Raw genomic sequence first — 19350 nt, forward strand, 5'->3', positions numbered from 1 at the left:
CGGCGGCCCGGTCGTGGGACCAGGGCCGCCGACGAGCCGCGCCCGACCTCGAATCGAGGAGCCAATGACCGACGTGTCGACCACGGCGTCCGCCCCCTGCGGCGCCGACGGCAGCCCTCGGCGCTCTCGCGCTGGGCCAACCGTCACATCAAATGGGTGTTCGCCGCGCCGGCCATGGCGTTCGTGGCCGCGCTCATCGTCTTCCCCCTCGCGTGGACCCTCTACCTGAGCCTCACCGACGCCTCCGGATCGGTGCGCGCCTCGGCAGACTTCATCGGCCTGCGCAACTACGCCCGCATCCTCACCGACACCGAACGCTTCTGGCCGGCGGTGTGGCGCACCGGTCTGTTCACCGGCGTCACGCTCGCCGTGCAGGTCGTGCTCGGGATGTGTGTCGCTCTGCTGCTGTGGCGCCCCTTCCGCGGTGAGCGCTGGGTGCGCGTCGCGGTGCTGTTGCCGCTGGTCGCGACGCCGGTCGCGGTCGGCATGATGTGGCGGTTGATCTTCGACCCGAACATCGGGTTCGCCAACCAGTTGCTCGGGTTCGTCGGCATCCCGCCCCAGCCGTGGCTCGCCGGTCAGACCAGCGCGCTGTGGACCGTCATGCTCATCGACATCTGGCAGTGGACGCCGATGGTGGCGCTGATCCTGCTGGCCGGGTTGACCTCCCTGAGCGACGAACCGCAGGAGGCCGCGCTCATCGACGGCGCCAGCGGCTGGCAGCGGTTCTGGTACATCACGCTGCCGCTCATGATGCCGACGGTCATCGTCGCGGTGCTGCTGCGCGGCATCGACGCCCTCAAGACCTTCGACATCCTCTACGCCACCAAGGGCAAGGGCGGCGGCTCCTTCCACGAGGTCGAGACCCTCAACGTCTACGCCTACGGCTTGAGCTTCGACTACAACGAATACGCCCGTTCCTCGGCCGTGCTCGTCATCTTCTTCCTCATCATCGTGGGGGCCATGTTCGTCCTCACCCGTTCGAAGGCGGACCGGACATGACCACGCGCCGACGTCTGTCACTCCTGCGTGCCCTCGCGATCACGCTGGTCGTCGTCATCCTCGTCGCACCGCTGGGATGGATGGTGCTCGCCTCGCTCAAGACGAACGTCGACATCTACGACGCGAGCAAGGCCTTCGTCTTCACGCCGACGCTGGACAACTACACGACGGTCCTGCAGCAGGCCAACTACTCTCGCTTCATCCTCAACAGCTTCTGGGTGGCCGCCGCGGCGACGTTCCTCTCATTGCTGCTCGGCGTGCCCGCGGCGTACGCGATGTCGCGTTTCGGCATGAAGCGCAGCGCGCTGGTCGTGCTCATGGCGCGCATCATCCCGGGCGTCTCGCTGCTCGTGCCCTGGTACTACGTGTTCTCCAACATGCGCCTCGTCGGCAGCTTCACGGTGCTGATCCTGTCGCACATGTTCGTGTCGCTGCCGCTCATCGTCTACATCCTCATGGGGTTCTTCGACGGGTTGCCGATCGAGCTCGAAGAGGCGGCGATGGTCGACGGGCTCACCCCCATCGGGACGTTCTGGCGCATCTGCCTGCCGCTGGCGATGGGCGGTATCGCGACCGCCTCGATCCTGTCGTTCATCTTCAGTTGGAACAACTTCATGTTCGCGCTGGTGCTCTCGGGGAGGTCGACCAAGACGCTGCCCGTGGCGATCTTCGACTTCGTCGGCTACGCGAGCATCGACTGGGGCGGGCTGATGGCGGCGGCGACGATCGTCACCCTCCCGATCATGGTCATCGCCCTGTTCACGCAGAAATACATCGTCAGCGGTCTGACCGCGGGCGCGACGAAGGGCTGACACACATGACCACCATCGCTTCGGTCGAGACCTTCCTCGTCGCGCCCCGCTGGCTGTTCGTGCGCATCGAGACCGACTCCGGCCTCGTCGGCTGGGGCGAGGCGACGTGCGAGGGACGCTCGGAGACCGTGCGCACGGCCGTCGACCAGCTCGCCGAGCTGATCATCGGCAGGGACGCGCTGCGCATCGAGGACCACTGGCAGGTCCTGACCAAGGGGTCCTTCTACCGGGGCGGCGCGATCCTCGCCAGTGCCGTCGCCGGCATCGACCAGGCGCTGTGGGACATCGCCGGCAAGCACCTGGGAGCTCCGGTCCACCAACTGCTGGGCGGCGCGGTGCGCGACCGGATCCGGGTCTACGCCTGGGTCGGCGGGGACGAGCCCGCCGAGGTCGCCGACGCCATCACCGCCCAGTGCGAGGCGGGGATGACCGCGGTCAAGATGAACGCCAGCGGCCGGATGCGGCCGCTGGCCTCGGTCGGTGAGGTCGACGGTGTCGTCGCCCGCGTGGCCGCGGCGCGTGAGGTCCTCGGCGAGCATCGCGACGTCGCCGTCGACTTCCACGGCCGGTTCACGCTCGCCACCGCGCGCGCCGTGGCCCACCGTCTCGAGGAGTACCGCCCGTTCTTCCTCGAAGAGCCGGTGACCCCCGAGAACTCCCACCTCATCGGACGGTTCGTCGACTCCACCACGCTGCCGGTCTCGACGGGGGAGCGGCTGTACAACCGCCAGGAGTTCCTGCCGGTGCTGCAGGCGGGGATCGCCGTCGCCCAGCCGGACCTCTCCCACGCCGGCGGGATCACGGAGGTGCGCAAGATCGCCGCGCTCGCCGAGACCTTCGACGTGCAACTCGCGCCGCACTGTCCGCTCGGGCCGCTCGCGCTCGCGGCGTCCCTGCAGGTCGGCTTCGCCACCTACAACCACCTCATCCAGGAGCAGAGCATCGGCATCCACTACAACGAGGACGCCGAGGTGCTCGACTACGTGCTCGACACGAGCCCGCTGCAGTTCGTCGACGGGCACATCGAACGGTTCACCGGGCCGGGACTCGGCATCGAGATCGACGAGGCCGCGGTGCGCGCCGCCGACCGGCGTGGGCACGCCTGGCGCGGACCGATCTGGCGGCACACCGACGGCTCGTTCGCGGAGTGGTGACCGTGGCAGGGGACGGCAGCCGGGAGCAGATGTTCCTCGACCTCGTGCGGCGGCACCGGGTCATGGCGATCGTCCGTGGCGACTCCACCGCGGCGGCGCTGGCGACGGGACATGCGCTGCTCGAGGAGGGGATCGCGCTCGTGGAGGTGACGCTGACGACTCCGGGCGCCCTCGACGTCATCGCCGAGCTGGCGCAGGCGCGTCCCTGCGGCACCCTCGTCGGCGCCGGGACGGTGCTCACGACCGGGAACGTCGCCGACGTCCTCTGCGCCGGTGGGGAGTTCGTCGTCACGCCCTGTCCGGCGCCGTCGGTGGAGGCGGCCGCGAAGGCGGGGCTCCCCGTCGCGGCCGGGGCCTACACCACCGGCGAGGCGTACGCGGTGTGGCAGGCAGGGGCGAGCGTGGTCAAGCTCTTCCCCGCCGGAGCCGGTGGCGGTCCCGCCTACCTCAAGGCCCTGCGCGATCCGCTGCCGGACATCGCGTTCATGGCGGTCGGGGGCGTGGGCGCCAAGGACGTCCCGCGGTACATCGAGGCCGGCGCGGTCGGTGTCGGCGTCGGTGGCCCGCTCGTCGGCGACGCCGCGCGCGGCGGCGACCTGATCGCCCTGCGGGAGCGGGCGCGGGCGTTCGTCGCCTCGGTCCGTGACCTCGGAGGGTCGCCGACGTGATCGACCTGGTGACCTTCGGGGAGACGATGGTCTCGTTCCGCACGAGCGGAGCACTGGTCTCCGGTGCGGCATGCACGGCCCACGTGGCGGGCGCAGAGTCCAACGTGGCGATCGCCCTGTCCCGGCTCGGCCACCGGGCCCGGTGGGTCGGCGGGCTGACCGACGACGCGCTCGGTGACCTCGTCGCCGCGACGCTGACGGGCGAGGGGGTCGACGTGGTCCGGGCCGACCCGGTCGGGCGCCCCGCAGGACTCATGCTGCTCCAGCGGCGCACCGCCGACGTGGCACGGGTGGCCTACGCCCGCAAGGACTCCGCCGGGTCGTGCCTGACGGAGGCGCCGGTTCTCGAGGCCCTGGAGCACGGGGCGCGCCGGCTGCACGTCACCGGCATCACCCCCGCGCTGTCGGACACGGCGCGCCAGACGACCCTGACCGTCGTCACGGAGGCGGCGCGGCGCGGCGTCGCCGTGAGCCTCGACGTCAACCACCGCGCGGCCCTCTGGTCGCGGGAGGACGCGCGGGCCGTGCTGACCGAGATCGTGCCCCACGTCGATCTCCTGGTCGCCTCCGCCGACGAACTCGACCTCGTCGGTGAGGACGGGGCGTCGGAGGAGGACCTGATCGCCGACCTGGCCGACCGGGGCTGCGCCGAGGTCCTGCTCAAGCGGGGCGGCGAGGGTGCGACCCTCCACCGCGACGGTCGTCGCCTCGACGCCGCGGCCCGGCCGGTGACCGTCGTCGACGTCGTCGGCGCGGGCGATGCGTGCACCGCGGGCTACCTCAGCGGACGCCTCGACGGCGTGTCCGACGAGGCCTGCCTCGAGAGGGCCATGACGCTCGGCGCCTTCGCGGTCTCCACCGTCGGCGACTGGGAGGGGCTGCCGCGGCGCCACGAGCTCGGGCTGCTGTCCGGGGCCGCCAGCGACGTCACGCGGTAGGACGAGCTGACCGGCGCAAGCAGACGCATCGAGGGTCTCCGGTGATGCCGGAGGCCCTCGATGCGTGTGTGTCTGGTCAGGATCCGCTCTCCCCGGCGCCGGGGTCCGGGTCGGGATCCTCCTGCGGTGTGCCCTGACCAGGGGGCTGCTCCGCACTCACGCTCTGGTCGGGGTCCGGATCCGGGTCGCTGCTCAGCCTGGACTGCTCGGGATCGGTGGGTGACTGGTCCGACATGGCAACTCCTTCGACGTGCGTCATCGGGTTCGGCGACCTCGTGCGCGAAGCCGAGTGCGCCTACGGGCCAGCCTCACACCCGGTGACCGGATCGGCGAGCCGGAGAGCGAATACCGGTGCACGGACGGCCCCGTCACAGCCCGGTCGTCACGTGAGTCGCCGTTTCAGGATCGCGTCAGGTCGGGCGCGCACCATGGAGACATGACGAGTCCAGAGCCGACCGCCCCCGCGACCTCCACCACACCCCGACGCAACCGTCGCTGGGTCCTGCCCACCGTGGCCGCACTGGTCGTCACGGGCGGCATCGGCTACGGCGCGATGCAGGCCGGAGCCAACTCCGGTCTCGAACCCAAGACCGCCGAGCAGATCCTCACCGGCATGCAGGCCGCCGAGATCAAGCCCCTGGCGGGTACGGTCGTCGCGACGGCCGACCTGGGCCTGCCCGCCATCCCCGGGGCCGCCGACTCACCCGAACTCATGTCGCTCGTCAGCGGATCGCACACCGTGCGGGTCTGGTACGGCGGCCCCGAGCAGGTGCGCATCGCCAAGCTGGGCGGGGCCGGCGAGACCAACGTCATCCGCAACGGCAAGGACGCCTGGATCTGGTCGAGCACCGAGAAGAAGGCCGTGCACCACACCGTGCCCACCGGCGCCGCACACGGCACGACCGGCACGAAGGACCCGGGCGCCGCCCCGAGCGGGATGCCGACGACGCCGCAGGAGGCCTCGCAGGAAATCCTGTCTCACCTGTCCGAGGACTCGACCGTGTCGACCACGTCGAACTCCACGGTCGCCGGACGCGACGCCTACGAGCTCGTGATCACCCCCAAGCAGAAGAACACCCTGGTCAAGGACGTCCGTCTCGCCGTCGACGGAGAGACGATGATGCCGCTGCGCGTGCAGGTGTACTCCACCAAGCTCAACGCGCCCGCGTACGAGATCGGCTTCACCTCACTGGATCTCGGCCCGGTCGAGGACCGCATGTTCACCTTCTCCCCGCCCTCGGGCACCACGGTCGAAGAGGCCGGCGCGCACGCGTCCGGTGACGACAAGGGACATGGCGCGGCGAAGTCCGGCGAGGTCCACAAGAAGAGTGAGGCCCACAAGAAGGGTGAGGCCGGTTCGGGCATGACGTCCAAGGTCGTCGGCGAGGGCTGGGAGCGCGTGTACGTCGCCTCGACGCCGGCGGGCGCGCTCGAGAAGGCCGCGCAGTCCGGCTCCGAGACGAGCGATGGCCCGCACGGTGGCGGGGGCATCGACCCGGCCGGGATCCTGGCCGCGCTGCCCGAGCGTTCCGGATCGTGGGGCAAGGGCCGCGTGCTCGACGGCACCCTGTTCTCGGCCGTCCTGGCCGACGACGGTCGCGTCGCCATCGGCGCGGTGGGCGTCGACCAGCTGACCGCAGCCCTCGGGCAGGGCCGGTGACCGCCACGTCGACGACGGCGTCATCAGGGGCGCGGGACTCGACCACGTCCATGGTGAGCGCTCACGAGGAGTCCGCGCCGCGGGTCGAGCCCGCGGTGGCGACCCGCGGGCTCGTCAAGACCTACGGGCGGGCGAGGGTGGTCGACGGCATCGACCTCCTGGTGCCGCGCGGATCGGTGTACGGATTCCTCGGGCCCAACGGCTCGGGCAAGACGACGACGATCCGCATGCTGCTGGGGCTCGTCGGCTCCGATTCCGGTGACATCGACATCCTCGGCCGGTCGATCCCCGCGCACGCCTCCGACGTGCTCTCCCGCGTGGGGTCCCTCGTCGAGGGTCCCGCGTTCCACAACCACCTCACCGGCCGGGCCAACCTGCGACGCCTCGACGCCGTCGACGACCGTGCCGATCCACGCACGTGCCGGGAGCGCGTCGACGCGGCGCTGACCCGGGTCGGGCTGCTGGCGGCGGCCGACAAGCGGTTTCGCGCCTACTCACTGGGGATGCGGCAGCGCCTCGCGATCGCGGCGGCGCTGCTCGCCGAGCGCGATCTGCTCATCCTCGACGAGCCGACCAACGGACTCGACCCGCAGGGCACCCGCGAGATCCGTCACCTGATCTCCGCGCTCGCCGCCGAGGGGGTCACGGTGCTCGTCTCGAGCCACCTCCTCTCGGAGATCGAGCAGGTGTGCACCCACCTCGGAGTCATGCGCGACGGGTCACTCGTCGCGCAGGGGACCGTCGGGGAGATCCGTTCTCTGGCACCGGTCCAGGTGCGGGTCACCACCACCGACGCCCAGCACGCGGCCCGTGCCGCGGAGATCCTCACGTCCGCCGGTCTCGCGCAGGTGCGGGACGTCGACGGCGCCGGGGCCGGAGTCATCGCCACACTGGGTGACGCCCGTCCCGAGGACCTCGTCACCGCGCTGGTCGGTGCCGGGGTCGGGGTGCGCGGATTCGAGGTCGTGCCACCGCGACTCGAGGACCTGTTCGTCTCGCTGACCGGGGAGGGCTTCGATGTCAGTCGTTGAGACGTGGGTCAGTGAGGACACCGGCGGGGTCCCTCGTACCGATGCGGCGTCGCGGGTGCGTGCCCGTCGCCCGTGGGCGGCGGCGTTCGGTCGCCTCGTCCGCTCGGAGCTGGGATTGATCGCCGGCCGACGCCGCAACCAGGTGGGTCTGCTCATCCTCGCCGCCGTGCCGCTGATCCTCGGGATCGCCGTCTGGTACACGGCGCCGCCGGCCGATGCGGGCGGGCCTCCGTTCTTCTCCTCGATCACCCAGAACGGCATGTTCATCGCGATGACCGCGCTGATCGTGCAGATGCCGCTCTTCCTGCCGTTGGCCGCGGCGGCGCTGTCGGGGGACGCCATCGCGGGGGAGGCGGGCAGCGGAACGTTGCGCTACGTGCTCACCGTGCCGGTCGGCCGGATCCGGTTGCTGCTGGCCAAGTACCTCGCCGCGCTCGTCGGGCTGTTCATCGGCGTCCTCGTCATCGCGGTCACCGGAGTGATCACGGGCCTGGTGCTCTTCGGGTCGGGGCCGGTCCTCACCCTGTCCGGGTTCGAACTCACCTACGCCGAGGGCCTGATGCGCGTCGGGGCGGCGGTGCTCTACACGACCGCGGCGCTCGCGGCCGTGCTCGCCATCGGCATCCTCATCTCGACGCTGACCGAGCAGCCCATCGCCGCGATGATCGCCGTGGTCGTCGTGACGATGTCGATGCAGATCCTCACGACGCTCGATCAACTCGCCTGGCTGCACCCCTACCTCATCGCGCACCACTGGCTGGCCTCGATCGACCTGTTCCGAGAGCCGGTCTTCACCGAGGGCATGGTGGACGGACTGTGGGTGTTCGCCACCTATGTCGTCATCGCCCTGGGCCTGGCGATGTGGCGCTTCCGCACCAAGGACATCACGAGCTGACCGATCCCGCTCGAGCCGTCGGTTCGAGCGTCGGGGCCGCGGCGATCGCGGCGAGGCGGGTGCGGATGCGCCGGTCCAGTGCGGCGGTGCGCAGAGTGCCGTCGGCGTCGAGCAATTGATGCCACGTGACGTGCATGACGTGCAGGCCCTGGGCTCCGAGCTCCTCGTCGCGCTCGAACACGGACGTGACGGCCGAGCTGACGGCGGCGCGGGTCGCGCCCATCGTCGTGAGGCTGCGATCCGCCGTGAACTTGGCCATGCCGTCGAACTCGAGGATCAGTGGGGTGCCGAGGAGGCGCATGTCGCATCGACGCGCTCCCTGCGCCGGGCGGTACTGGGTCTCGACGGGTCGTCCGAGCAGGTGCAGCGCGTACCGCAGGAGGGATTCGCCGACGGACTCGCTGCAGGGGTCGAGTACGGGGAACGCCTCGCGCACGGCCGCCATCCCGGGAGAGTGGGCGTAGACCTCGATGATCGAGGCGATCTCGGCACGGTCGGTGGCGCCGCTCATGAGCGCTGCGTCGCCGGCGACCAGCATGGAGACCGGTCCGAACGCGATCCCGCACTGCACCACGGCCGCCGCGACGGGCACCACCGGGCCGCTCGTCGCTCGGGAGATCGCGTCGGCGGCGTGGACGACGTAGCGATCGGTGTATCGCATGCGTGTGCGCCGGCGATGCGTGACATGGACGAGATCCGGGCTCCGTACACGGGGAGTCGGCGAAGGGCCAGGGCGCTGTGATGACTGGCCACGACGTCCTCGCCGTGCGCTGCGAGCACGCAGAGCTGCCAGTCCTCCCGGGTGCGCGCACGGGCACGGACGTACCAGCCGTGGGTCACCCGAACCACGAGCCGATCACGCACCCACCGCTGCAGCGACTCGGGTCCCACCCCTGCCCGCCGGGCCTCGGCCGTCGAGACGACCTCGAGGTCGTGGAGAGCACCGAGCTGCGCGAGGACACGGTCGTGGCGGTTCATGCGCGTCATCCTGGCGGGGTGGCGGCGCGTCCCGGGGCCTCGCAAGCTCGCCTGTGGACAGCGGCGGGCGTTCACCGGGCCGGGGGATGGAAGCGACCCGACTTCACCCCCGAAAGTCCGTCTTTACACCGGATGATTTCGGGGGTGAAGTGCCACTTCGGGGTGTCGAGTGCCTTTCGGGCGCGACGTCCGCCGATCCCGCCTCGGTTCGAGCGCCGTCACCCCGCCCTACCCGTCCGTAGCACGACGAGCGGTAGGTCTGACGCGGTGAGCGGTCGTCCCCGCTCTGGAAATTTACTAGGAAGTCCTAGTAGTTTGGTCGCATGACGATGACGGAGCCGCAGCAGATGACCGGTCGCGAGCGTTGGCAGCAGCGCTTCGACACCGCCCGAGTCCGCGACGCGGACTTCACGACCCTGTCCGGCATGGAGGTCGACGCCGTCTACGGCCCGAGCCCCGAGCAGGAGTCCGCCGACCCCGACTTCGACCGCATCGGTTGGCCGGGCGTCTACCCCTTCACCCGAGGCCTCTACCCCAACGGCTACCGCGGACGCACGTGGACGATCCGCCAGTTCGCGGGCTTCGGCAACGCCAAGCAGACCAACGAGCGCTACAAGATGATCCTCGGCCGTGGTGGCGGCGGGTTGTCCGTCGCCTTCGACATGCCCACCCTCATGGGCCGCGACTCCGACGACTCGATGAGCCTCGGCGAGGTCGGCCACTGCGGCGTCGCCATCGACTCCGCCAACGACATGGACCTGCTGTTCTCCGACATCAAGCTCGACGGGGTCACCACGTCGATGACGATCTCGGGCCCGGCCGTGCCGGTGTTCTGCATGTACCTCGTGGCCGCCGAGCGTCAGGGCTGCGACACGGGCGCCCTCAACGGCACCCTGCAGACCGACATCTTCAAGGAGTACATCGCGCAGAAGGAGTGGCTGTTCGCCCCCGAGCCGCACCTGCGTCTGATCGGCGACCTCATGGAGTACTGCGACTCCAACATCCCTGCGTACAAGCCGCTCTCGGTGTCCGGGTACCACATCCGTGAGGCCGGTTCGACGGCCGCGCAGGAGCTCGCCTTCACCCTCGCCGACGGGTTCGGCTACGTCGAACTCGGCCTCTCGCGTGGTCTGGACGTCAACTCCTTCGCGCCCGGCCTGAGCTTCTTCTTCGACTCCCACGTCGACTTCTTCGAGGAGATCGCCAAGTTCCGCGCCGCGCGCCGCATCTGGGCCCGCTGGCTGCGTGACGTCTACGGCGCCACCAGCGAGAAGGCGCAGTGGTTGCGCTTCCACACCCAGACCGCGGGTGTCTCCCTCACCGCGCAGCAGCCGCTGAACAACGTGGTGCGGACCGCCACCGAGGCGCTGGCGGCCGTCCTCGGCGGAACGAACTCCCTGCACACCAACGCCCTCGACGAGACCCTCGCCCTGCCGACCGAGCAGTCCGCCGAGGTCGCCCTGCGCACCCAGCAGGTCATCATGGAGGAGACCGGCGTCGCCAACGTCGCCGACCCGCTCGGTGGCTCCTGGTACGTCGAGGCCCTCACCGACAAGATCGAGGCGGAGGCCGAGCGCATCTTCGACTCGATCCTGCGCATGGGCACCAGCGGCCTCGGCGCCGAGGACAAGGACGCCCTCGCCGACGTCGTGCGTTCCAACATCGGCGACAAGTCCGGTGACGCCCAGTGGCCGATGACCTCCGGCATCCTGCGCGGCATCGAGGAGGGCTGGTTCATGTCGGAGATCGCCGACGCCGCGTTCCAGCACCAGATCAGCCTCGAGAAGGGCGACAAGAGGGTCGTCGGCGTCAACTGCCTCACCGAGTCCGTGGCGAACGAGCTGGAGATCCTGCGCGTGAGCCACGAGGTCGAGAAGGAGCAGGTCCGCGAGCTGTCCTCCCGCAAGGACGGCCGCGACCAGGCCGCGGTCCAGGCCGCGCTGACCACGATGGTCGAGGTCTCCCGCACCCAGGAGAACATGATCCCGGCGATGCTCGACGCGGTCCGCGTCGAGGCCACCCTCGGTGAGATCTGCAACGCCCTGCGTGACGAATGGGGCGTCTACCGCGAGCCCGCGCGCTTCTGATCACGCCGCCCCACGGGGCACCCACGACGGCGCTCGGACCGTTGCCGACAGGCGACGGTCCGAGTTGCATGTCGACGAGGGAACTCGCGAGGTGTCGCCGGATGTGGGCGCCGCTGCGTCACACTCGTCGGGTGAAAGCACCTCAGAGCCGCCGCGCGGAGGCCGACGGGCACGGTATGCGTATCGCCCCCTCGCTCTCGCGACCTCCCTCGCCCTGACCGTCCCTCTCGCCCTGGCAGCGCCGTCCGTGGCGCAGTCGGCGCCCCTGCGATCGGCGGCGTCGATCACGACGTCGGCCACGAGGATCACCCACGACACCCTGCGTGACCCGGTGCTGCGCGGCACCGCACCGGCGGGCAGCCGCCTCACCCTGCAGGTCGACGTCCGCGGCACGTGGAAGGCGAACCAGCGGTTCACCGTGCCGCGCAGCGGTACTTACGCGGTGCGGCTCACCTACGGCCGGGGAGCGGTGGGCACGTTCCGCCATCGGCTCACCTCGTCCGCGGGCTCGGTCGGCCCCGTCGTCACCCTCCGGCGTGCGGCCGTGCTCAACCCCACCATCCGCACGACGACCCGCGCCGACGTGGCCAAGACGTGGCGTCCCGGCTGCCCCGTGCATCACTCGGCCCTGCGCACCGTCGAGATGAACCACTGGGGGTTCGACGGACGCATGCACCGCGGTCGGCTCGTGCTCGCGGCCGGTGTCACCACCAGTGCGCTGCAGGCCTTCCAGGTCGGGATCGACACGAAGTTCCCGATCCAGCGGATGCGTGAGGTCTCCGCCTACGCGGGCAACGACGACCGGTCGATGGCGGCGAACAACACCTCCGCGTTCAACTGCCGGCGCATCACCAACGGCACAGGATGGTCGAAGCACTCCTACGGGAGGGCCATCGACATCAACCCCGTGCAGAACCCCTACATCTACAAGAAGACCGTGTCGCCGGCCGCCGGCAAGGCCTACACCGACCGCCGCAAGGTGCGTCCGGGGATGATGGTCTCCTCGGCGCCGCTGACCCGCGCCTTCACCACCCGCGGATGGAAGTGGCTGTCCACCTACGACTACCAGCACGTGGAGAAGTAGGGCGGAGGGCCGCGTTTCACACGGCCCCGTCTGTTCGGCAAGAATGCGGGTATGACTGAGCAGCCTGGAATCCGTTCGTCCGCTCTTCGTGGTGCCGTCGACCTGTCCTCGCTCGGGCAGGGCCCGACGGGCGGCGAGGCCACCGGTGGAGGGGTTCAGCCGGGTTCGATCCGGGTCGACGCCACCGAGGCCACCTTCGAGGAGTTGATGCTCAGCACCCGTGAGGTGCCGGCGATCGTGGTCCTGTGGTCGGCCTCGCACCCGGAGACCGAGAAGGCCGTCACCGACTCGGTGGCGGTGGCCGAGCGGCTCGGTGGTCGACTGCGGGTCATCGGGGTCGACGTCGACGCCGCCCGCGCGATCGCGTCCGCGTTCCAGGCGCAGCAGATCCCGATGACGGTCGCGGTCATCGCCGCCCAGCCCATGCCCCTGTACCCGGGGCTGCAGCCGGTCGAGCAGATGGAGAAGGTGTTCGCCGAGGTCGTCAAGGTCGCCGGTGAGAACGGTGTCAACGGTCGGATCGACGTCGGCGCCGAGCCGGCGGAGCAGGAGCCCGAGCCGCTCTCTCCCGAGCACCAGGCCGCCTACGACGCCATCGAGCAGGGTGACTTCGCCGCTGCCGTCGAGGCGTACGAGGCCGCGCTGAAGAAGAACCCCAAGGACGCCGACGCCGCGGCGGGTCTCGCGAACGTCTCCCTCATGGAGCGCACGCAGGGCGCCGATCTCGACACCGCCCGTCGCGCCGCCGCCGATGCTCCCGACGACATCGACGCCCAGCTCCTCGTGGCCGACCTCGACGTCCTCGGAGGTCACGTCGAGGACGCGTTCTCGCGCCTCATCGACCTGGTCCGCCGCACGATCGAGGACGACCGCGAGCGGGTGCGCACCCGCCTCGTCGAGCTCTTCGAGGTCGTCGGCGCGCAGGACGAGCGCGTCGTCAAGGCACGCCGCGCCCTCATGAGCGCATTGTTCTGAGACAAGACGACGACGGCGGCGCACACCCGGTGTGCGCCGCCGCCGTGTGTCCGCGTGTCCTACGCGCCGAGCAGCGCCGGCCCCTGCACGAGCAGGATCCAGACTCCGCCGAGCAGCAGGCTGGCCGCAGCGGCGAACCGGACGTTGCGCTTGACCTCGGGGCTCTTGACGAGCAGCGAGACGACGAGCAGCCCCGCCGCCAGGAACGCCGCGATGCCGGCGATCTCCATGAACTCTCCCACCCTCGTTTGTGCGTCATGCCTCGAATCGGAGGGTAACGCTCAAAGCGGACGCCGGGGTCACCGGTTCGACCCCTAACCTCGGGATTCCGGTGGGTCGGGGGAGCGCGCCTGTCAGGCTGGTGGGGTGACATCGACGAACGTGCGCGCTGGGCGCGACCTCCTTCCAGGGTTGGCACTGGCCGTCGGTGCCGCGCTCGTGGCGTCGGGGATCAACGCGGTGGTGCCCACGCTCAGCGCACTGCTGGTGGCGATCCTCCTCGGTGTCCTCGTCGCCAACACGGTGAGGTTGCCGCCGGCCATACATCCCGGACTCGCCGTGGCCTCGAAGCACGTCCTGCGTCTCGGGATCGTCCTGCTCGGTCTGCAGGTGTCGCTGCAGGCGATCGCGGGGCTCGGAGTCGGGATGGTCGCGGTCGTCGTCGCCGTGGTCGTCGGTGGCCTGGTGGTGACGGAGTACGCGGGCCGCGCGCTCGGGGTCGTCCCCTCCCAACGGGCGCTCATCGGCGCGGGGTTCTCGATCTGCGGTGCGGCCGCCGTGGCCGCGGTCGAGGGCGTGGTGGAGGACAAGGCCGAAGAGGACGTCGTCACCGCGCTGGCCCTCGTCGTCCTCTTCGGCACGCTGATGATCCCGCTGGTCCCGCTGTCGGCGGGGGCGTTCGGCCTCGACGGCCCGACCGCCGGTGCCTGGGCGGGAGGATCGATCCACGAGGTCGCGCAGGTCGTGGCCGCGGGCGGGATCATCGGTGGTGCGGCGTTGCAGACGGCCGTCGTGGTCAAGTTGGCGCGGGTGCTCATGCTCGCCCCCGTCGTCATGTGGTTCGGGTGGCGCTCGCGGCGGGCGGGAGCCGGCCCGATGGCGGGTCGCCCGCCGCTGATGCCGCTGTTCGTCGCCGGATTCCTCGCCGCCGTCGCGCTCAGGAGCACCGGGCTGGTGCCCGTGGAGCTGCTGGAGGTCCTCAAGATCGCGCAGACGCTGCTGCTCGCGGCGGCGATGTTCGCCCTAGGCTGCGGGGTCCGCTTCGCGACGTTGCGCGGCGTCGGGGGCCGCCCGTTCGCGCTGGCCACGGTGACGACGGTCGCCGTCGCCGCCATCGCGCTGGCAGGCGTCCTGCTCGTCTTCTGACCGGCAGAAGTCGGGGAATGGTGCGCCCGATCAGAAGCTGTCGCGGATGTGGACCTGCCGGCCACCCATGAGGGCGTCGAGAAGGCCCGGGGCCGGCGCACCCGTCAGGCCGCCGACCGCGGCGATGTTGGCGCAGGACTGGGCGCCCGCGAACCACAGGGCGAGTCCTCGGGCGTCGAACACCGGAACCTCACCCGCGTCCACGACATCCGCGAGGCGCCGGCAGCGTCCCCGGCCGGCCTCGACGGCCAGCTCGTAGGTCCCGTCGACCCCGGCCAGCGGCGCTCCGCCGACCCCGAAGCGCACCGTCGTGTCGATGCCGTGGACGTATCCGCGCGCCTCGAAGGCCGCGACGACGTCCAGCACCGCGAGCATGTAGTGGTCGATCTCGGCGGCGGGCCACGAACGGCCGGGGACGACCAACCGGAGCAGGTCGAGGCCGCTCGACCCCGACGACAGGAGTTCGGTGGTGGGCGCCACCGCCGCGGACGACCCGAGGGCGCCGAGCAACAGCCGGTATCCGTCGAGGGTGGTGGCGACGAGGTCGTCGACCTCGAGGAGGCCACCACCGTAGTAGCCGCCCGTGTGCTTCCACGCGGCATACCCGACGGTCTCTCCCGCCGGGTCGAGCGCGAGCGTGACGGCGTGGGTCTGGAAGACCTGGTCCGGGTCGCCGAACGCCGGACCCCGCCTGGTCAACGGGCCGTTCTGCGCGCGGGCCCAGGCGTCGTAGACGGCCGCGAGCGCCGGTCGGTCGGCCGCCGTGGCGCGTCGCGTCGTCCCGCTGCCACGGGTGACGGGCGCGAGTGACGCGGTCGGCAGCCGCAGGTGTTCGTAGGTGGTGATCGACTCGTACCCGCACGGCCGATAGGCGGCCGGTGCGGTGGGGACGAGCGTCGAGACGGCGGCGCCACGCTCGCGCGCACCGCGCATGAGCTCGAGCATCACCGCGCGCATGGTGCCGCGGCCGCGTTCCTCGGTGGCGACGGTCACCGACGCCACCCCGGAGGTCGGCACCACGCAGCCACCGAACCAGCTGTCGTAGTGCAGGTCTCGGGCCTTGCCCACGACGACACCGTCGCGCTCGGCGAGGTACATCGTCTGGCCGGGGGCATCGAGCGGCCCGAGGTCGCCGGGGTCGGTGGGCAGGGAGTACCCGAACGCCTCCGACGACAGCCGCGCCGAGGCCAGCTTGTCCGCATCGGAGTTCTGTGCAGGCCGGATCAGGAACGTCACGGCCCGAGCGTGTCACACGGCTCCTGCGCGGGCAGCGAATATTCCGGGGGCCCGGGTCGAACGGACGTGGCGGGAGCGTGGACCGGTGCCACGCTCCCGCCACGCGTCCTCAGCCCTGGGCCGGGGAGAGGACGATCCGCTGCGTCGTGTGCTTCTCGATCGCCTTGCGGCTGTAGAGCATCGGTACGTACTCGCCCTTCGACCACGGCTCGGCGAGGTCGCGGTAGTGCTTGCTGGCGGGATCGCCTGACTGGCCGGGGGTGTTCATGACCCACGAGGCGTCCCAGTTGCCGACGTCGATGACCTGCTTGTACGACGCCCGTCCCGAGGCGATGGGGGTGGTGCTCGACCCCGGGATCGCGAACGGGCCGACGTCGAGGCGTCCGTCGTGCTTGCCGAGGGGGTGGTTCATCGTCACCTTGTTGCCCTCGTACCCCCACGTCTTCTCCGACACCGCACCACGCTCGGAGAGCGCCTTCGTGTAGGCGTCGGTGAGGGTGGCCAGCAGGATCCGGTCGCGCGCGGCCTCGGGGTCGGCACCCAGCGTGCTCGTGTACTTCTTCGGGTGCTTCAGGACGTCCTCGACGACCAGCCAGTCCACGTCCTCGACCAGCTTGCGCTTGTCTTCCGGCACGAGCACGTCACGGACGGCGTGGTTGAGCCGCTCCTCCCAGTACTTCTCGAACAGCATCGCCTGCACCGAGCCCAGGTGTTCCGACCCGTTCCACCCGGACATGAGGTCGAGGGCCGCAGTGGTGGTGGGGTCGTCGCTCTCGAGGGGGCGGATGAGGCGCGTCAGCCACTGCGCGCGGGTGGAGACGACGTCGTGCTGCAGTGCCTTGGAGTCCTCGAGGGTGTGCTGGGGCTGCCGGGAGAGTACATGGCTGATGCGTCGGTGCCGGTCCGGGTACGACCACTCGTAGGCCGTGACGTCCTCCCGGGGCGTGTTCGGTGGGAGGTTGAACTGGTTGGCCGTGGCGAACCAGCCCTGGCGCGGGTTGTACACCTCGGGCAGGTTCTCGCTGGGGATGTAGCCGTTCCACTCGTACCGGCCGTCGCCGGGCACGGGGAGCAGACCGTCGTACCCGGTGCGGCGTGGGGCGAACGCGGCGGCCTTCCACCCGATGTTGCCCTTGGCGTCGGCGTACACCTGGTTCTCGCCGGGTGCTCCCCAGCGGCGCAGTGCGGCGACGAACTCCGACCAGTTGTTGGCGCGCATGTAGCCGATGCTCGCGAAGTACGCGGAGGTGCCGGGGTCGGACCAGACCGACCGGATCGCGTAGGCCTTGCGCTTGGCCTTGTCGACGTGCACGACCGGTCCGTGGCGGGTGAAGCTGACGTCCTTGGTGACGGGGGCGCCGCCGCGGACGCCGATCTTCTCGGTCTCGGTGCGAATGTCCTCCCACCCGCCCTTGTACCGATACTTCGTGCCCGTCTCGTCCAGGTCGTAGGTGTACAGGTCCTGGGCGTCGGTGCCGAAGATCGTCAGGCCGAACGCGATCGAGCCGTTGTGCCCGATCGAGATGCCCGGAAGCGCCGGCTCGCCACCGCCGATGACGTTCATGCCGGGCGCCGAGAGGTGGGCGACGTAGCGCAGCGAGGGAGCCTGGTGCACGCGGTGCGGGTCGTTGGCGAGCACGGCCCGTCCCGTGGCCGATCGGCGCGGGGAGACGACCCAGTTGTTGCTGCCGTCCGGCTCCGCCGCATCGCCGGCAGCCGTGAACTCCAGCGGATTCTCGAGGTCGCCCGTGAACTTCACCGACTTCGTGGCGTCCTCGTAGACGCCGAGGACGTCCTTCGGGAGGCAGGGGTCCAGCCCCGCCGGCACCGACGTCGTCGTCGAGGGCTCGCGCTTCATCCGCAGGTCGTCCAGGCCGAGGGCGTTCTCGCAGGCGAGCTTGGCCCGGCCCACCTCGTCCTCGAGCCCGTCGACGAGGGCGTGGGTGCGGATCCGCACGATGTCCTCGGGTGTCCACCGGTCCGGGGTGTAGCCCAGCGCCTCGAACTCCGGCGGCAGCTGGTCGGGGTTGTCCTTGAGCCAGTCGATGTAGGCGTTGATGCCGGCGGCGAACTTGGTCGCGATCTGCTTGGCGCCGGGCCCGTAGGAGGCCCATTCGGCGTCCATGTCGCCCCGGTAGAGGAAGAGGCGGGCGGCGCGGTCCTGCTCGAGGTACTTGTCCCCGAACACCTCGGAGAGCTTGCCGAGGCCTCGGCGGTGCGACAGGTCGATCTGGAAGAGCCGGTCGCGCGCGGCGTTGAAGCCCTGCGCGAGGAACACGTCGTTCGTCGACTCGGCGAAGATGTGGGGGATGCCCCAGCGGTCGACGTCGATCGTCACCTTCTTCTCCAGACCGGCCACGGTCCGGTGGGTGATGTCGGTGGTGGCTGGAGTTTCTGTGGCGGCCAGCACCGGGGTGCCTGCGACGGTCAGTGCGAGTCCGCCGCTACCGAGTACGGCGGCGACGCGGGACAGGGGCTGCGTCGGTACATGGATGACCTCCTCGTCATCGGGGTTCCCGACGCTACCCGAGCGGAATCCGGCACACTGTGCCGAATTTCGCCGGATCTGCCCACAGGGTGTGCAGGTGCGGGGTCAGCCTCCGGGCCGGTTCGAGAAGGTCGCCTCGAACTCCGCGAGAAGCGTGAGATCGCCGGTGCGGTGCAGGTCGCCGAGCGTGGGCCGCCCCCAGAAGGAGCAATCCAGGTCCTCGGCCGTGCCCGAGAGGATGGCCACCGGTCGCACCGTCCCGTCGGCCGGGTCGACGTCGGCGACGGAGATCCCCTGCGACGCCCTGGGCCGACCGTCCTGCCTGACGACGACCCTGGTCATCGTCGCCAGCCACGTGGTGCCGGTGTCGGAGGCGACGACGCGCACCAGACGGTCCTCCTCTGGCTCGACGGTCGCCTCCGGCGGGACCGCCGCTCCGATGAGACGCAGCGCTTCGTCGACACCGTCCGTCGCCAGCATCGGATCGATCGCGGTCCGGGCGCTGCAGTCGGGTGCGGCGGTCAGCTCGGCGTCGAGGCGATGGATGCACGCCTCGTGCGCCTGACGCCGCTGGATGAACCCGACCGTGTGGTCGTCCGGCGCCCACGTCCACGCCTCCGCGTCGGCGGGCGTGCTGTCCAGGGCGTCGAGCAGGCGACCGCTCGCGCCGCGGACCACGTCGAGGAGTGTCTGCCGGTCATCGGGCCGGGGGAGGGGCGTGAGGGCCTCGGCCTCGGCGTCGTCACGCACACCGGTGGTGATGACCAGCGCCCAGAAGTGGTGGACCTGCCCGAGGTGATGCAGCAGATCCTCGACGTTCCAGTCGGGGCAGGTCGGCACGCGGGTACCGTCCGGGACCGTGGCGAGGACGTCGACGAAGCGGGCCGCGTCGGCGGCGACGGCCGCCAGGTACCGGTCCGGGTCGAGTCGGGTCGATGACGCTGTGCTCATGCGCCCACCCTCCCACCGTCGCGTGC

General features: G+C 70.6%; 18 protein-coding genes. 12 read left to right on the forward strand and 6 right to left on the reverse strand.

What is annotated here, in order from left to right:
* Nucleotides 1–156 precede the first annotated feature (156 nt).
* From QQK49_RS03925 to QQK49_RS03945, 5 genes are read left to right on the forward strand one after another with little or no spacing between them, the layout of a single operon-like run.
* A complete protein-coding gene (locus QQK49_RS03925) occupies nt 157–1002 on the forward strand; it encodes a carbohydrate ABC transporter permease (RefSeq protein ID WP_284302801.1) in 846 nt (281 codons plus the stop codon).
* Entirely contained in the window at nt 999–1814 is an 816-nt protein-coding gene (locus QQK49_RS03930) for a carbohydrate ABC transporter permease (RefSeq protein ID WP_284302802.1), read from the forward strand. The genes QQK49_RS03925 and QQK49_RS03930 overlap by 4 nt, the downstream gene beginning before the upstream one ends.
* A 5-nt stretch (nt 1815–1819) precedes the next feature.
* Nucleotides 1820–2968, forward strand: a complete 1149-nt coding sequence (gene dgoD / locus QQK49_RS03935) for a galactonate dehydratase (protein ID WP_284302803.1) — start codon at nt 1820–1822, stop codon at nt 2966–2968.
* A 2-nt stretch (nt 2969–2970) separates the two neighbouring features.
* Entirely contained in the window at nt 2971–3636 is a 666-nt protein-coding gene (locus tag QQK49_RS03940; RefSeq protein ID WP_284302804.1) for a bifunctional 4-hydroxy-2-oxoglutarate aldolase/2-dehydro-3-deoxy-phosphogluconate aldolase, read from the forward strand.
* A complete protein-coding gene (locus QQK49_RS03945; protein WP_284302805.1) occupies nt 3633–4574 on the forward strand; it encodes a sugar kinase in 942 nt (313 codons plus the stop codon). The genes QQK49_RS03940 and QQK49_RS03945 overlap by 4 nt, the downstream gene beginning before the upstream one ends.
* A gap of 76 nt (nt 4575–4650) precedes the next feature.
* Here QQK49_RS03945 and QQK49_RS03950 read toward each other — a convergent pair whose 3' ends face one another.
* The gene (locus tag QQK49_RS03950; RefSeq protein ID WP_284302806.1) at nt 4651–4809 is read right to left on the reverse strand and encodes a hypothetical protein; all 159 of its coding nucleotides are present in this window, start codon (nt 4807–4809) and stop codon (nt 4651–4653) included.
* Nucleotides 4810–5010: 201 nt separating this feature from the next.
* On the opposite strand from QQK49_RS03950, the gene QQK49_RS03955 reads away from it, so the two are divergent.
* Genes QQK49_RS03955 through QQK49_RS03965 form a run of 3 tightly spaced genes read left to right on the forward strand, consistent with a single transcriptional unit; the run spans nt 5011 to nt 8160 of the window.
* Complete coding sequence (locus QQK49_RS03955) at nt 5011–6234, forward strand: LolA family protein (RefSeq protein WP_284302807.1); 1224 nt, start codon at nt 5011–5013, stop codon at nt 6232–6234.
* A gap of 50 nt (nt 6235–6284) precedes the next feature.
* Nucleotides 6285–7265 (forward strand): ABC transporter ATP-binding protein, encoded by a 981-nt coding sequence (locus tag QQK49_RS03960; RefSeq protein WP_284305818.1) that lies wholly within the window; start codon nt 6285–6287, stop codon nt 7263–7265.
* On the forward strand, nt 7252–8160 hold the full coding sequence (locus QQK49_RS03965) for a DUF2705 family protein (protein WP_284302808.1): 909 nt from the start codon (nt 7252–7254) through the stop codon (nt 8158–8160). The genes QQK49_RS03960 and QQK49_RS03965 overlap by 14 nt, the downstream gene beginning before the upstream one ends.
* On the opposite strand, the gene QQK49_RS03970 is transcribed toward QQK49_RS03965, so the two are convergent.
* Nucleotides 8150–8821, reverse strand: a complete 672-nt coding sequence (locus QQK49_RS03970; RefSeq protein WP_284302809.1) for a hypothetical protein — start codon at nt 8819–8821, stop codon at nt 8150–8152. The two genes, QQK49_RS03965 and QQK49_RS03970, sit on opposite strands and share 11 nt — an antisense overlap.
* Before the next feature lie 640 nt (nt 8822–9461).
* On the opposite strand from QQK49_RS03970, the gene icmA reads away from it, so the two are divergent.
* The 3 genes from icmA (at nt 9462) to QQK49_RS03985 (ending at nt 13284) form a co-directional block, all read left to right on the forward strand.
* Complete coding sequence (icmA, locus tag QQK49_RS03975) at nt 9462–11225, forward strand: coenzyme B12-dependent isobutyryl-CoA mutase large subunit (protein WP_284302810.1); 1764 nt, start codon at nt 9462–9464, stop codon at nt 11223–11225.
* A 247-nt stretch (nt 11226–11472) separates the two neighbouring features.
* Nucleotides 11473–12309 (forward strand): M15 family metallopeptidase, encoded by an 837-nt coding sequence (locus QQK49_RS03980; RefSeq protein ID WP_284302811.1) that lies wholly within the window; start codon nt 11473–11475, stop codon nt 12307–12309.
* Nucleotides 12310–12360: 51 nt separating this feature from the next.
* Nucleotides 12361–13284, forward strand: a complete 924-nt coding sequence (locus QQK49_RS03985; RefSeq protein ID WP_284302812.1) for a co-chaperone YbbN — start codon at nt 12361–12363, stop codon at nt 13282–13284.
* A gap of 59 nt (nt 13285–13343) precedes the next feature.
* Here QQK49_RS03985 and QQK49_RS03990 read toward each other — a convergent pair whose 3' ends face one another.
* Nucleotides 13344–13514, reverse strand: a complete 171-nt coding sequence (locus QQK49_RS03990; protein WP_284302813.1) for a hypothetical protein — start codon at nt 13512–13514, stop codon at nt 13344–13346.
* Between the two features lie 136 nt (nt 13515–13650).
* Here QQK49_RS03990 and QQK49_RS03995 point away from each other — a divergent pair, with 136 nt between their 5' ends.
* Nucleotides 13651–14649, forward strand: coding sequence for a YeiH family protein (locus QQK49_RS03995; RefSeq protein ID WP_284302814.1), 999 nt, complete (start codon nt 13651–13653; stop codon nt 14647–14649).
* Between the two features lie 30 nt (nt 14650–14679).
* Here the strand turns inward: QQK49_RS03995 and QQK49_RS04000 are convergent, their stop codons facing one another.
* The 3 genes from QQK49_RS04000 to QQK49_RS04010 form a co-directional block, all read right to left on the reverse strand.
* Nucleotides 14680–15885, reverse strand: coding sequence for a GNAT family N-acetyltransferase (locus tag QQK49_RS04000; RefSeq protein WP_284302815.1), 1206 nt, complete (start codon nt 15883–15885; stop codon nt 14680–14682).
* A 109-nt stretch (nt 15886–15994) separates the two neighbouring features.
* The gene (locus QQK49_RS04005) at nt 15995–18295 is read right to left on the reverse strand and encodes a penicillin acylase family protein (protein ID WP_284302816.1); all 2301 of its coding nucleotides are present in this window, start codon (nt 18293–18295) and stop codon (nt 15995–15997) included.
* A gap of 183 nt (nt 18296–18478) precedes the next feature.
* Nucleotides 18479–19324, reverse strand: a complete 846-nt coding sequence (locus QQK49_RS04010) for a maleylpyruvate isomerase family mycothiol-dependent enzyme (RefSeq protein WP_284302817.1) — start codon at nt 19322–19324, stop codon at nt 18479–18481.
* Between the last annotated feature and the right edge of the window lie 26 nt (nt 19325–19350).

This window comes from Mobilicoccus caccae (assembly GCF_030161635.1).
Lineage (GTDB): Bacteria > Actinomycetota > Actinomycetes > Actinomycetales > Dermatophilaceae > Mobilicoccus > Mobilicoccus caccae.

Coding starts and splice junctions, on each gene's coding strand:
- QQK49_RS03955 (WP_284302807.1), top strand. CDS start 5,011: ATGACGAGTCCAGAGCCGACCGCCCCCGCGACCTCCACCACACCCCGA.
- QQK49_RS03985 (WP_284302812.1), top strand. CDS start 12,361: ATGACTGAGCAGCCTGGAATCCGTTCGTCCGCTCTTCGTGGTGCCGTC.
- QQK49_RS04010 (WP_284302817.1), bottom strand. CDS start 19,324: ATGAGCACAGCGTCATCGACCCGACTCGACCCGGACCGGTACCTGGCG.
- QQK49_RS03930 (WP_284302802.1), top strand. CDS start 999: ATGACCACGCGCCGACGTCTGTCACTCCTGCGTGCCCTCGCGATCACG.
- QQK49_RS03970 (WP_284302809.1), bottom strand. CDS start 8,821: ATGCGATACACCGATCGCTACGTCGTCCACGCCGCCGACGCGATCTCC.
- dgoD (WP_284302803.1), top strand. CDS start 1,820: ATGACCACCATCGCTTCGGTCGAGACCTTCCTCGTCGCGCCCCGCTGG.
- QQK49_RS03990 (WP_284302813.1), bottom strand. CDS start 13,514: ATGGAGATCGCCGGCATCGCGGCGTTCCTGGCGGCGGGGCTGCTCGTC.
- QQK49_RS03960 (WP_284305818.1), top strand. CDS start 6,285: ATGGTGAGCGCTCACGAGGAGTCCGCGCCGCGGGTCGAGCCCGCGGTG.
- QQK49_RS03950 (WP_284302806.1), bottom strand. CDS start 4,809: ATGTCGGACCAGTCACCCACCGATCCCGAGCAGTCCAGGCTGAGCAGC.
- icmA (WP_284302810.1), top strand. CDS start 9,462: ATGACGATGACGGAGCCGCAGCAGATGACCGGTCGCGAGCGTTGGCAG.
- QQK49_RS03965 (WP_284302808.1), top strand. CDS start 7,252: ATGTCAGTCGTTGAGACGTGGGTCAGTGAGGACACCGGCGGGGTCCCT.